Source organism: Afipia sp. GW821-FHT14H12 (assembly GCF_058803465.1).
In genome coordinates, this window is the sequence record NZ_JBXAOZ010000004.1 from 49,064 (window position 1) to 61,461 (window position 12,398).

General features: G+C 61.5%; 13 protein-coding genes. 10 read left to right on the plus strand and 3 right to left on the minus strand.

From position 1 onward, the window contains the following. Positions 1 to 196: 196 nt before the first annotated feature. Complete coding sequence (locus AC1RNA_RS15875; RefSeq protein ID WP_009340250.1) at positions 197 to 1,132, plus strand: AEC family transporter; 936 nt, start codon at positions 197 to 199, stop codon at positions 1,130 to 1,132. Here the strand turns inward: AC1RNA_RS15875 and AC1RNA_RS15880 are convergent. Beyond that, positions 1,129 to 2,040: an alpha/beta fold hydrolase gene (locus tag AC1RNA_RS15880; RefSeq protein ID WP_492951719.1), complete on the minus strand. Its 912-nt coding sequence runs from the start codon at positions 2,038 to 2,040 to the stop codon at positions 1,129 to 1,131. The two genes, AC1RNA_RS15875 and AC1RNA_RS15880, sit on opposite strands and share 4 nt — an antisense overlap. A 272-nt stretch (positions 2,041 to 2,312) precedes the next feature. On the opposite strand from AC1RNA_RS15880, the gene AC1RNA_RS15885 reads away from it, so the two are divergent. The 6 genes from AC1RNA_RS15885 to AC1RNA_RS15910 all read left to right on the plus strand — a co-directional run bounded on the left by AC1RNA_RS15885 (position 2,313) and on the right by AC1RNA_RS15910 (position 8,051). Next, the gene (locus AC1RNA_RS15885; RefSeq protein ID WP_009340252.1) at positions 2,313 to 3,215 is read left to right on the plus strand and encodes a LysR family transcriptional regulator; all 903 of its coding nucleotides are present in this window, start codon (positions 2,313 to 2,315) and stop codon (positions 3,213 to 3,215) included. 296 nt (positions 3,216 to 3,511) lie between these two features. Next, positions 3,512 to 3,934: an acyl-CoA thioesterase gene (locus AC1RNA_RS15890; RefSeq protein ID WP_009340253.1), complete on the plus strand. Its 423-nt coding sequence runs from the start codon at positions 3,512 to 3,514 to the stop codon at positions 3,932 to 3,934. A 21-nt stretch (positions 3,935 to 3,955) separates the two neighbouring features. Further along, entirely contained in the window at positions 3,956 to 5,473 is a 1,518-nt protein-coding gene (locus AC1RNA_RS15895; protein WP_492951720.1) for an MmgE/PrpD family protein, read from the plus strand. Positions 5,474 to 5,575: 102 nt separating this feature from the next. Beyond that, positions 5,576 to 6,751 carry a bifunctional 2-methylcitrate synthase/citrate synthase gene (prpC, locus tag AC1RNA_RS15900; RefSeq protein ID WP_492951721.1) on the plus strand — a complete coding sequence of 392 codons (1,176 nt, stop codon included), beginning with the start codon at positions 5,576 to 5,578 and terminating at the stop codon, positions 6,749 to 6,751. A gap of 9 nt (positions 6,752 to 6,760) precedes the next feature. After that, on the plus strand, positions 6,761 to 7,675 hold the full coding sequence (gene prpB / locus AC1RNA_RS15905) for a methylisocitrate lyase (RefSeq protein ID WP_009340256.1): 915 nt from the start codon (positions 6,761 to 6,763) through the stop codon (positions 7,673 to 7,675). A 136-nt stretch (positions 7,676 to 7,811) separates the two neighbouring features. Beyond that, a complete protein-coding gene (locus AC1RNA_RS15910) occupies positions 7,812 to 8,051 on the plus strand; it encodes a hypothetical protein (RefSeq protein ID WP_009340257.1) in 240 nt (79 codons plus the stop codon). Between the two features lie 13 nt (positions 8,052 to 8,064). On the opposite strand, the gene AC1RNA_RS15915 is transcribed toward AC1RNA_RS15910, so the two are convergent. Beyond that, complete coding sequence (locus tag AC1RNA_RS15915) at positions 8,065 to 8,418, minus strand: hypothetical protein (RefSeq protein ID WP_009340258.1); 354 nt, start codon at positions 8,416 to 8,418, stop codon at positions 8,065 to 8,067. Between the two features lie 384 nt (positions 8,419 to 8,802). Between AC1RNA_RS15915 and AC1RNA_RS15920 the strand changes: the two genes are divergently transcribed. From AC1RNA_RS15920 to sorB, 3 genes are all read left to right on the plus strand, one after another. Next, entirely contained in the window at positions 8,803 to 10,236 is a 1,434-nt protein-coding gene (locus tag AC1RNA_RS15920; protein WP_492951722.1) for an NAD-dependent succinate-semialdehyde dehydrogenase, read from the plus strand. Between the two features lie 140 nt (positions 10,237 to 10,376). Next, a complete protein-coding gene (gene sorA / locus AC1RNA_RS15925; RefSeq protein ID WP_492951723.1) occupies positions 10,377 to 11,582 on the plus strand; it encodes a SorA family sulfite dehydrogenase catalytic subunit in 1,206 nt (401 codons plus the stop codon). Between the two features lie 11 nt (positions 11,583 to 11,593). Further along, a complete protein-coding gene (gene sorB / locus AC1RNA_RS15930) occupies positions 11,594 to 11,926 on the plus strand; it encodes a SorB family sulfite dehydrogenase c-type cytochrome subunit (protein ID WP_009340262.1) in 333 nt (110 codons plus the stop codon). A gap of 50 nt (positions 11,927 to 11,976) precedes the next feature. On the opposite strand, the gene AC1RNA_RS15935 is transcribed toward sorB, so the two are convergent. Beyond that, positions 11,977 to 12,288, minus strand: a complete 312-nt coding sequence (locus AC1RNA_RS15935; protein ID WP_492951724.1) for a polyhydroxyalkanoic acid system family protein — start codon at positions 12,286 to 12,288, stop codon at positions 11,977 to 11,979. Between the last annotated feature and the right edge of the window lie 110 nt (positions 12,289 to 12,398).

A 12,398-nucleotide genomic window follows, 5' to 3' on the forward strand; every position in this document is an offset into this window, starting at 1 on the left:
CGCGGACGATGGTTTCCTATGCAGGGACGGAAGGTGCCAACGGTTGATCTGCATAGCTGCGGGAAGGATTACCCGGATGGCAGGCTAAAGTTCACGAAAGTCTTATGGGGAATGCAGGCGGCTGTGTTGAAAGGCACGGGAAATATGGTCTTATCGCCCGCCGCAGATTGGGTGCGGTGCTGTTGACCGGTCGAGCATGCTGTCCGCACTTGTCGTCGTCTTTCCTGTCTTTGCGCTGATCTTCACGGGGTGGCTGGTGCGCCGCCTTGGCGTGCTGGGTCCGCAATCGACTTCGGAGCTTAATCGCTTCGTGGTCTATCTCGCGCTGCCCGCGCTGCTGTTCGATGTGATCGCGCATGCGGGCTGGAGCGATATCTGGAAGCCCGGCTTCATCGGCGTATTCGGATTGAGCAGCCTGATCGTGTTCGCGCTGGCGGTGGCGCTGCGCTATCGCAAGCCGCGTCATCTGGCCGATGCCGCCATCGACGGTCTCAATGCGGGCTATGCCAATACGGGCTTCATGGGATTCCCGCTGGCGCTTCTCGTGCTCGGGCAGGAGGCGATGGCGCCGACCACGATCGCCTGCATTATCACCGTCTGCGTGGTGTTTGCCGTCGCCATTGTTCTGATCGAGATCGGGTTGCAGCCGCAAGGCAGGCCGCATCTGGTGGCGCTGAAGGTCGCTCGCTCGCTGATCTGCAATCCGCTGCTGGTTGCGCCAGCGCTCGGGGCGCTGGTTCCGATGACCGGCGTGACGATCGCGGAGCCGCTCGATCATTTCGTCAAGCTGCTTGCCGCGACTGCCGCGCCTTGCGCGCTGGTGACGCTCGGTTTGTTTCTGGCGGAAAAGCGTGAGGGCGCGGGGGCCGATGCGCGCACGGCGACATTGTTTGTCGGTCTCAAATTGCTGGTTCACCCGGTGATCGCCTGGGTGCTGGCGACGCAGGTGTTCAAGCTGTCGCCTTTCCTCACCCATGCAGCGGTGCTGCTGGCGGCGTTGCCGACCGGAACCGGCCCTTTCATGCTCGCGGAGTTGTACCGGCGGGAAGCCGGTATCACGTCCACCACCATTCTGATCTCGACGATCCTGTCGATCGTGACGGTGTCGGTTTATATCGCGATTGCGATCTAGCCCGCGAAGAAGCGGTTGAGTTCGACGAAGGTTTCGTCGGGCAGTTCTTCCTGCAAGGTGTGACCGCAATCGAGCGCGCGCCCTTCGATATGGGTTGCCTTGTCGCGCCATGTCGCAAGCACGTCGTAGAGCGCGCCGACGGTGCCGCGTCCGCCCCAGAGTGCCAGCAGCGGCACGGTGATGCGTTTGTCGGCATCCGCCGCATCGTGCTGCAGGTCGATGGTCGCGGCCGCGCGATAATCCTCGCAGATGGCGTGGCGCGACTCCGGATCGCTATAGCAGCGCAGATATTCGGCAAAGGCTTCAGGCTCGGTTGCACCCGGGAGCTTTGTTTGTCCGTCGAGATGGGTGCGCAGGAAGTATTCCGGATCGGCAGCGATCAGCCGTTCCGGCAGCGGCTCGGGCTGGATCAGGAAGAACCACCAGAAATATCGTCTGGCGAATTCCATGTCGGTCAGGGCGTACATCGTGGCGGTCGGCGCGATGTCCATCACGGCAATGCGTGTCACCGTGTCGGGATGGTCGAGCGCCATGCGGTGCGCGACCCGGCCGCCGCGGTCGTGGCCGGCAACGGAAAACTGCGAATGTCCCAGCGCCCGCATCAGGTCGATCTGGTCCTGAGCCATCACCCGTTTTGAATATTCGATGTGGCTGGGGCTGCTCGCAGGCTTGCTGCTGTCGCCGTAGCCGCGAAGATCGGCGGCAACCACGCTGAAGCGATGGGCGAGCAGCGGGGCGATCTTCCGCCAGGTGATGTGCGTATGAGGATGGCCGTGCAGCAACAGGAGAGGAGGGCCGTTTCCGGCGATGGCCGCGTGAATAGTGACCCCATCGCCAAGGTCGGCGTCGATGTCGCGAAAGCCGTCGAGAAAGCGGGAGGGGCCGAGTTCCTTGATGATGGTATTCATGGCTAGGCATTCCGTATTCGGGCTAAAGCGAGCGTCTTGTTCTGAAAGACGACGCGGCGCCAGGGGGGCGGCCCCTGCAGATTGTCAGGAATATTCGTAAATCCTGTGCAGTTTTCAGGAGTTAGGTTCAATAATTCATATTGAGACTATGCCAACTCCAATCGCATAATTTGAAAAAGTGATCGTGCGGCGTACTGCCCACCGGTCATCGCAATTTTCTCAAATATATTAGCTATTTCAATGGCTGATGGTGGAGCGGGGCGGCCGACCGGATGATCGACAAGCTCGAATTCCTGATTGCGCTCGCGAGCGAGCGGCACTTTGGCCGTGCCGCCGAGATCAGCAATGTCAGCCAGCCGACTCTATCGGCGGCGATCAAGCAACTTGAGGATTCCTTCGGCACGCTGCTCGTCAACCGCGGCTCGCGTTTTCAGGGTTTTACCCCGGAGGGCGAGCGGGTACTGGCGTGGGCGCGCCGGATCGTCGGCGATGCGCGCGCGATGCGCGAAGACATCGAGACCGTCAAGCACGGTTTGAGCGGCCATGTGCGGCTGGCCGCGATCCCGACCGCGCTTGCGATGACGGCGGCGCTGACCACGCCATTCCGCGCCCGCCATCCGGGCGTGAAATTCACCATCCTGTCGCGCACCTCGATCGACATTCTGCGGATGCTGGAGAATCTGGAGATCGATGCCGGGCTGACCTACCTCGACAACGAGCCGCTCGGAAAGCTCGATCGCGAACCTCTATATCTGGAGCAGTATCGGCTCTTGACCTCGCCGGACAGCGAGCTGGGTGACCGGAAGACGGTCACCTGGGCGGAGGTCGGCAAGATTCCGCTGTGCCTGCTGACGCCCGATATGCAGAACCGACGGATCATCGACCAGATGCTGTTCAAGGCCGGCGTAACGGTGTCCACCACCCTGGAATCCAATTCGATGATCGTGCTCTACGCCCATGTCCGTTCCGGACGCTGGGCGAGCATTATGCCGGCGCTTCTGGCTGAGACACTTGGCCTCACCGATCGGGTTCGCGCGATTCCGATCGTGGAGCCGGAGAATGTGCATTCGATCGGTCTCGTGACGGTCCACCGGGACCCGATGAGTCCTCTCACCGGGGCCTTGCTCGATATGGCCCGGCATATCGCGGGCACTCTGCCGGCCCCGCGCGTTTGAACACGATGGCCTGACGCCGGTATAAATCGACCGCTGATCTGCGCGAGAATCGGAGAACGGGAGGAATGATCCTCCGGCCCTTTGTATGCGTAAATGTCTCGTAGTCTGAAACATCGAGCGGAAGCGGCCGGGATCGGAAGGATTCTCGCTCCCCGGCTCGGCATGGGTGTGCTGAAAAAGTCGGAGACCTCGCCTGTTTTATTGAAAATACAGGCAGATTAGGCCCGGCGCGGATCGGGCCTAGACTTTCTTCGTCGTTTTCAAATGGCGGCAGGTGTGGCTAGTGTCCCCGCACAATGAGCAACCGGGGTTCCAGTCACCAGCCGCCAGCCGACGCTTCCGCCTCGGGCGAGACGCGACTGCTTGAAGTGGTCTTTCCCGAGCATTCCAATCATTACGGCACTTTGTTCGCGGGCAGCGCGCTCAGCCTGATGGCGAAAGCGGCTTTCGTCGCGGGCGCGCGCCGCGCCGGCCGCAATGTGGTGATGGCGACGGCCGAAAAAGTCGACTTTCTCCAGCCGGTCAAGGTCGGTGAATTGATCGAGATCGTAGCGCGTATTGCGCGTGCGGGTACAAGTTCAATGACGGTCTCGGTCGAAATCATCCGTGAGGATCTCGCAACCAAGCAGCACCGGACAGCGGTGCGCGGGCAGTTCGAGATGGTCGCGGTCAACGAGCAGGGGCGTCCGGTCCGGATCGATCCCGACGAATCAGAATAACGCAACCAAGGATAGCGACACGTGAAGAGCCACTCCGTCCGTACCTACAAGTCCGCCGAACATCTCCAGCGTGCCGACCAGTTGGCCTGGAAGATCGCCGAAGTCGCTGCCGATCCAGTTGCTGTTGAGCCCGCCGTCGTCGAGATGATCGGCAACCGCATCATCGACAATGCTTCGGTCGCGGCGGCTTCGCTGTCGCGCCATCCGGTGGTGAGCGCGCGTGAGCAGGCGCAGGCCCATCCGTTCTCGCCCGGTGCCACGATCTTCGGTCTTGCGACCGACAAGCGGGTGTCGCCGGAATGGGCGGCGTGGGCGAACGGCGTCGCGGTGCGTGAGCTCGACTTCCACGATACTTTCCTTGCCGCCGACTACTCGCATCCCGGCGACAACATTCCGCCGATCCTCGCGGTGGCGCAGCACACCAACCTGTCAGGCGCCGACCTCGTGCGTGGCCTTGCTACCGGCTATGAAATTCAGGTCAACCTCGTGAAGGGCATCTGCCTGCACGAGCACAAGATCGACCACATCGCCCATCTCGGTCCATCTGTTGCTGCGGGCATCGGCACGCTGTTGAAGCTGCCGACCGAGACGATCTATCAGGCCGTGCAGCAGGCGCTGCATGTCACCACCACCACGCGGCAGTCGCGCAAGGGCGAGATTTCGAGCTGGAAGGCCTATGCCCCGGCGTTCGCGGGCAAGATGGCGATCGAGGCCGTCGACCGCGTGATGCGCGGCGAAGGCGCACCATCGCCCGCATGGGAGGGCGAGGATGGATTCATCGCCTGGCTGCTGTCCGGTCCGAAAGCGGAGTATGTCGTGCCGCTGCCGGAGAAGGGCGAGCCGAAGCGCGCCATTCTCGAGACCTACACCAAGGAACACTCGGCGGAATATCAGAGCCAGGCGCTCATCGACCTCGCGCGCCGCATGGGTCCGAAGATCGGCGATCTGTCGAAGGTGAAGAGCATCGTCATTCATACGAGCCATCACACCCATTATGTGATTGGCACCGGCGCCAACGATCCGCAGAAGATGGACCCGAAGGCGAGCCGTGAAACGCTCGACCACTCCATTATGTATATCTTCGCCGTGGCGCTCGAGGACGGCGGCTGGCACCACGAGCGCTCCTATGCGCCGGAGCGCGCGCAGCGCAAGGACACCGTGGCGCTGTGGCACAAGATCTCGACCGTCGAGGACAAGGAGTGGACGCGCCGCTACCACAGCCAGGACCCGAAGGAGAAGGCGTTCGGCGGCAAGGTCGTGGTCACGCTCAACGACGGCAAGGTGATCGAGGACGAACTCGCCATCGCGGATGCCAATCCGCTCGGCGCGCGCCCGTTCACGCGGCCTGACTACATCAAGAAGTTCCGCACGCTGGCGGAAGGCATCGTAGCTGCGAAGGAGCAGGACCGCTTCATCGCCGCTGTCGAGCAGTTGACCTCGCTGAAGGCTGGCGATCTCGCGCAACTGTCGTTCACGGTCGATGCGGCGCGGCTCGGCAAGCCGTCGCATCACGGCATTTTCGACTGGCGCGCGAAGTAACGCGCAGGCGCTCGCCCGCCCGAGACGAATTCAAAATAATGGCGCCCCCGGACCGCATTGCGGCCTGTCGCGGGCGCCAGAAACAAAAAGGAAGGAAATACGATGGAAACGAATTCCGCACCGAAGCCGAAGAAGTCGGTGGCACTGTCCGGCGTGCAGGCCGGCAACACCGCGCTGTGCACCGTCGGCCGCACCGGCAACGATCTGCATTATCGCGGTTACGATATTCTTGACGTGGCGGAGACCTGCGAATTCGAGGAAATCGCCTATCTTCTGGTTCATGGCGTGCTTCCGACCGTGGCGGAGCTTGCGTCCTACAAGGCGAAGCTCAAGGCGATGCGCGGATTGCCTGCGGCGGTGAAGAACACGCTTGAGCAGATCCCGGCGGCGGCGCATCCGATGGACGTGATGCGCTCCGGCGTCTCGGCGCTCGGCTGCGTGCTGCCGGAGGCGCACGATCACAATCAGCCCGGCGCGAAAGATATCGCCGACCGGCTGATGGCCTCGCTGGGGTCGATGCTGCTGTACTGGTATCACTTCTCGCACAACGGCAAACGGATCGACGTCGAGACCGACGACGACTCCATCGGTGCGCACTTCCTGCATCTTCTGCATGGCAAGAAGCCATCGGCGTCGCATGAGCGCGCGATGCACACCTCGCTCATTCTTTATGCCGAACATGAATTCAACGCTTCCACCTTCACTGCGCGTGTCATCGCGGGCACGGGTTCCGACATGTATTCGGCGATCACCGGTGCGATCGGCGCGCTGCGTGGCCCCAAGCACGGCGGCGCCAACGAAGTTGCGTTTGAGATCCAGCAGCGTTATGCCGACGCCGATGAAGCGGAGGCGGATATCCGTCGCCGGGTTGAGGCAAAGGAAGTGGTGATCGGTTTCGGTCATCCGGTCTATACGGTCGCCGATCCGCGCAACAAGGTCATCAAGGACGTCGCGCATAAGCTCTCCGCCGAGCGTGGCGACTTGCGGATGTTCGAGATCGCCGACCGCATCGAGGCGGTGATGGCCGAGACCAAGAAGATGTTCGCCAACCTCGACTGGTTCAGCGCGGCGTCCTATTACGCGATGGGCGTTCCAACGGCGATGTTCACGCCGTTGTTCGTGATCGCGCGCACCTCGGGCTGGTCGGCGCATATCATCGAACAGCGCATCGACAACAAGATCATCCGTCCGTCGGCAAATTATGTCGGCCCGGAAAATCTGAAATTCGTGCCGATCGGCCAGCGCGGCAAGAAAGCCGCCAAGACCAAGGCAGCGTAAGGAGAGACCATGACCTATCTTGTCGGCGCTGAACTGTCTGATCGCCCCGCGGGCGAACGTTTCCGCGCGCTGGTCAATCGCCCGCAGATTTTGGGAATTCCGGGTTCTCATAACGGTCAGGCTGCATTGCAGGCGAAAGATGCCGGTTTCGAGGCGCTTTATCTCTCCGGTGCTGCGATGACGGCCTCGATGGGCTTGCCCGATCTCGGCATGATCACCGTCGATGAGGTGTCGTTCTTCGTGCGTCAGGTGGCGCGCGCGTCCGGTCTGCCGGTGCTGGTCGATGGCGACACGGGTTATGGCGAAGCGCTCAACGTCATGCACATGGTGCGGACGTTCGAGGATGCGGGCGCGGGCGCGGTCCACATCGAGGATCAGTTGCTGCCCAAGAAGTGCGGCCATCTCAACGATAAGAAGCTTGCCGACGCGCGCGACATGGCCGCGAAGGTGGCTTCCGCCGCCAAGGCGCGCCGTCATCTTTACCTGATCGCGCGCACCGATGCGGCGGCGAGCGAGGGCATGGATGGCGCGGTGGCGCGGGCGAAACTTTATATGGAAGCCGGTGCGGATGCGATCTTCCCGGAGGCGCTGAATTCGCGCGAGATGTTTACGGAATTCGCCAAGCGGATGCCGGGCGTGCCGCTTCTCGCCAACATGACTGAGTTCGGCCGCACGCCGTTCTTCACGGCGGCCGAGTTCGAGGCGATGGGTTACAAGATGGTGATCTGGCCGGTGTCGTCGCTGCGGGTGGCCAACAAAGCGCAGGAGAAGCTTTACGCAACCCTGAAACGTGACGGCACGACCAAGGCGATGGTCCCCGACATGCAGACCCGCGCCGAGCTTTACGCCACGATCCGCCTGCATGACTATGAGGCGCTCGATGCGTCCATCGTCGAAAGCGTGGTGCCGAAGGCGGTCGAGTAGGGGCGTTGCCCCTCTCGCTGCAACAGTTCGAGCCCGGCTGCAATTAACACAGGATATGATCCGCTAAAATATATCGCCTGACCCGTGATTTACATCGCGCGGGCGGCTGGATTATCGTCCGCTGGCGGGGACGAAAATGGACAATCGGACATTCTGGCTCGGGTTGCTGGGCGGCATGATGGCTGGCGCGCTGATCATTGCGGCCGGTTATTATGCCATCAAGGCTTATCTGCCGCCGCCGGACGACGATCCGCTTTACAGGGCCAAGCAGTCATTCCTGCCGTTCGGCACGGGCCTGTCGCGCGCGGAAGCGGAGGCCGAAATTCTGTTCCTCAATCGCTGGCGCGAGCGGGCACCCGCCTCGCTCACGAGCTGACGCTTTACGGCTGCTAGCTGGTCAGGATCTTCGAGGCGCATAGCAGGACAATCAGGGTCAGGAACAGCAAGTCTATATAGGACTTGAGCTCGCCCTCGTGGCGCAGGCGCCCGACTTCCCGCGCGGATTGCCGGCGTGTCGATCCCTCGGCGCTGCCGGCCTTCGCGTCGTTTTCGAGACGTTCGATTTTCTGAAAGAACATGAATTGCCGGATCGTGGAGACGATCCTCATTGAGGAATAAACCAGCACCAGAAAGGCAATGATCGATCGCTCGCTGTATTTGCTCAAAAAATTCAGGGTAAGATAAACTAGCGCCAGGAACGCGAAGTTCGAGGCGAAGCGATAGATGTAGCCTAGGATAACCAAGACCGAATCCCTAGAAAGCGCGCCCCCACTTGCATCCCTCAGGATGCTGCGCAACAGAGAAATACAGGCCTGTCTCGGTGGCCTGTTTTATATCGAACCAGAGATCGTACCCCTTGATAGCCTTGAGAGAATCGGAGGTTCTTTAGTACCTCAACCTGCCGCTTTTCCGCCTGCGCCGCAAGGCGATTATCAAATCTGCGCGGAATCCCCGCATCCAGGCACGTCAGGATACCGGCAGGGATATCAGGTATTTGGAAAGAGGGCGGTGCATGGCCCGTCTGCCATTTCGGGAGTGGTTTGTTGCGGAAGCGGCCTTAGTTTATGCGTCTGCATCCTTTCCGTGCTACGGCACGCTCCGTTTCCTTCCGTACAAGGACTTTGCCGATGACCTCATACTCTGACACCCAGCTTTTCATCGACGGACGCTGGCGCGACGGAAGCAAACCGCGCCTGCCGGTGCTGAACCCGGCCACGGAGGAGACAATCGGCACGCTTGCGCATGCCGGACAGGCGGATCTCGACGAGGCGCTGGCCGCGGCGCAGCGCGGGTTCGAGGTATGGCGCAAGGTCGGAGCACTTGATCGTTCGAAGCTGATCCGCCGCGCTGCCGAGCTGCTGCGCGAGCGGGCCGATACCATCGCCACCCTGATGACTCTGGAGCAGGGCAAGCCGCTGGTGGAATCCCGGGCCGAGACGGCGGGTGCCGCCGACACCATCGAATGGTTCGCGGAGGAAGCGCGCCGCACCTATGGACGCCTCGTTCCGGCGCGGGCGACGAACGTGACCCAGATGGTGGTGAAGGAGCCGGTCGGCGTTGCAGCCGCGTTCACGCCCTGGAATTTTCCGCTCAATCAGGCCGTCCGCAAGGTCTCGGCGGCATTGGCGGCGGGTTGTTCGGTCATCCTGAAGGGGCCGGAGGAAACCCCGGCAAGCTGCGCCGCCTTGATCGGCGTGTTTGCCGATGCCGGTATTCCGGCGGGCGTCGTCAATATCGTGTTCGGCATTCCGGCCGAAATCTCCTCCTATTTGATCCCGCATCCTGTCATCAAGAAAATCTCGTTCACGGGCTCCACCGCCGTCGGCAAGCAACTGGCGGCCATGGCTGGCAGCCACATGAAGCGCGTGACGATGGAATTGGGCGGACATGCGCCCGCGCTGGTGTTCAACGATGCCGACGTGGCGCAGGCGGTGAAGATTTTGTCCGCCAATAAGTTCCGCAATGCCGGTCAGGTCTGCGTCGCGCCGACGCGCTTCCTGGTGCAGGAAAAGGTCTATCAGCAATTCCTCGATGGCTTCGTGGAGGCCGCCGAGGACCTCAAGGTCGGCAACGGCATGGAGAAGGGCGTGCGGATGGGGCCGCTCGCCAACAATCGCCGGATCGAGGCGATGGAAACGCTGGTTGCGGATGCCACTTCGCGTGGCGCCAAGGTGGCGACCGGCGGCGAGCGGATCGGCAATCGCGGCTATTTCTTCAAGCCGACGGTGCTGACGGACGTACCGCTTTCGGCGCGCATGATGACCGAGGAGCCGTTCGGCCCCGTCGCCATGATCAACCGCTTCTCCGATTATGATGAGGTGGTCACCGAGGCCAACCGCCTGCCGTACGGTCTGGCGGCCTATGCCTACACGACCTCGGCGAAAACCATGGCAGGTCTCGGCCGCGACATCGAAAGCGGCATGGTCAGCATCAACCATCATGGCATCGCGCTGCCGGAACTGCCGTTCGGCGGCATCAAGGATTCCGGCTATGGTTCCGAAGGCGGCATCGAGGCTGTCGAGGCCTATCTGAACACCAAACTGGTGACGCAGGCGATATAAGTTCCTGCAAAATCCGTCGGGGTTCTTGTACGACAAATGTCGTAAGGCGAGAATTCCGGTTTGCGGAATTAATGTCTGGAACACTTTGAAATCTCGTGGCTCAATTCTCCCAAGGGAATATGTCCCTTGGGAGGAAGATAATGATCGACCGACGCTCTGTGCTCCAGGGCGGCGTTGCATTGCTGGCAGGCACGAGCCTGCTGGGTAAGTCGACGCTCGCCTTCGCCGAGGAAACCGTCACGCTGCCATTCGGAAATGGCACCAGGCCGCTCGGCAAGTTCCCTCAAAAACGAACCATGATCGTGCAGACGAGCCGGCCTCCGCAACTGGAGACGCCGTTCTCGGTGTTCAATGAAAGCGTGATCACGCCGAACGATGCTTTCTTCGTCCGGTATCATCTCGCCGGAATTCCGCTGGAGATCGATCCCGCCAAGTTCACGGTGGACGTCAAAGGCAAGGTCGACAAGCCGCTGAAGCTGTCGCTGGCCGACCTCAAGAAGATGCCTTCGAAAACCATCGTCGCCGTGACGCAATGCTCCGGCAACAGCCGTGCCTTCTCCGATCCGCGGGTTGCTGGCGGCCAGTCCGGCAATGGCGCGATGGGCAACGCGCGCTGGAAGGGCGTGCCGCTCAAGGCGGTGCTGGAAAAGGCCGGCGTGCAGGCCGGCGCCAAACAGGTGGTGTTTGGTGGCCTCGACGGCCCGGTGATGGACACCACGCCGGACTTCGCCAAGGCGCTGGATCTGGACGTCGCGACCAATGGCGAGGTGATGCTGGCCTATTCGATGAACGGCGAAGATCTGCCGATGCTCAACGGTTTTCCGTTGCGCCTCGTGGTGCCCGGTTATTACGGCACGTACTGGGTCAAGCATCTCAACGAGATCACCGTCATCGACAAGGTGTACGATAATTTCTGGATGAAGACGGCGTACCGCATTCCCGACAACGAGTGCGCCTGCGTCGAGCCCGGCACCGCGCCGAAGGCGACCGTGCCGATCAACCGCTTCACCGTCCGTTCGTTCATCACCAGCGTGCAGAGCGGCGCGAAGCTGAAATCCGGCAATATCACCCTCAGGGGCATTGCTTTCGACGGCGGCACCGGCATCAAGCAGGTCGATGTGTCCACCGATGGCGGCAAAACTTGGAAGGCGGCGAAGCTCGGCAAGGATCTCGGCAACTATTCCTTCCGGGAGTGGACCTTGCCTGTGAAGCTGTCGGCGGGCGTGCACGAGTTGAAAGTGCGGGCCACCAGCAATGGCGGCAAGGTGCAGCCCGAGAAGGCGGTGTTCAATCCGGCGGGCTACATGCGCAACGTCATCGAAACCACGTCCGTGACAGTGGCTTGAGGGAGGGCATCATGAGCATGTTCAGGATTGTCACCCGTCTAGCCGCGCTGGGTGCGGCTGCGGGATTTGTGATGGCTGTGAGCGGCCTGCAAGCCAAACCGGTCAGCATCAAGCTCCCCCAGGAAACCGCGCAGTTCAAGCCGGGACCGAATCTCGATGTAGTCCAGGCCAATTGCACTGGTTGCCATTCGGCCGACTACGTCCAGACCCAGCCGCGTGGCCCGAAGTTCGGCAAGGACTTCTGGACCGCCGAAGTCAACAAGATGATCAAGGTCTACGGGGCGCCGATCGAGGCGAACGATATTCCGAAGATCGTGGACTATCTGGCGACGGCCTATCAGTGAAAGGCGAAAAGCCGGCTGCATACGTGCAGCCGGCTTTTTTTTTGTGCGCTTTATTTCTTCTCCAGCATCAGGCGGCCCTTATCGCCGATCACGGCCTGCGCGCGCTCGGCGAGTTTCGCCAGCAGCCAGGGCAGCATCACCTCAAGCCGCACGTGATCGTCCGTGACATCGATGTTGCCGCTGACGGCCTGCGCCAGCGCGGTGACGCGGAAGGTCAACTGGTTGTCGTTCCAGGTTTCCTCGTTCACGGTGAGCAAATGGCCGTATTGCGTGCGGGCACCGGCGAGGCCGCTTTTCATGCGGCGGACGGCTTCCTCGCGGCCGAGGTTGTGGGGAATTGAAACGACAAGCGGCTTCGACACTCTGCGATCTCCTGATTCTCTCCTGAGATATTCCCGATATTTGAAACCGCAAGCGGATGCTTTTGTGCGAAGCAACGCTTTGCCCGCCGGAAAGCTGTGAAGAGGGCGCG

Bases quoted from the DNA above. Each gene is read 5' to 3' on its own strand.
- AC1RNA_RS15875 (WP_009340250.1), top strand. From the start codon at position 197: ATGCTGTCCGCACTTGTCGTCGTCTTTCCTGTCTTTGCGCTGATCTTC.
- AC1RNA_RS15880 (WP_492951719.1), bottom strand. From the start codon at position 2,040: ATGAATACCATCATCAAGGAACTCGGCCCCTCCCGCTTTCTCGACGGC.
- AC1RNA_RS15885 (WP_009340252.1), top strand. From the start codon at position 2,313: ATGATCGACAAGCTCGAATTCCTGATTGCGCTCGCGAGCGAGCGGCAC.
- AC1RNA_RS15890 (WP_009340253.1), top strand. From the start codon at position 3,512: ATGAGCAACCGGGGTTCCAGTCACCAGCCGCCAGCCGACGCTTCCGCC.
- prpC (WP_492951721.1), top strand. From the start codon at position 5,576: ATGGAAACGAATTCCGCACCGAAGCCGAAGAAGTCGGTGGCACTGTCC.
- prpB (WP_009340256.1), top strand. From the start codon at position 6,761: ATGACCTATCTTGTCGGCGCTGAACTGTCTGATCGCCCCGCGGGCGAA.
- AC1RNA_RS15910 (WP_009340257.1), top strand. From the start codon at position 7,812: ATGGACAATCGGACATTCTGGCTCGGGTTGCTGGGCGGCATGATGGCT.
- AC1RNA_RS15920 (WP_492951722.1), top strand. From the start codon at position 8,803: ATGACCTCATACTCTGACACCCAGCTTTTCATCGACGGACGCTGGCGC.
- sorA (WP_492951723.1), top strand. From the start codon at position 10,377: ATGATCGACCGACGCTCTGTGCTCCAGGGCGGCGTTGCATTGCTGGCA.
- sorB (WP_009340262.1), top strand. From the start codon at position 11,594: ATGAGCATGTTCAGGATTGTCACCCGTCTAGCCGCGCTGGGTGCGGCT.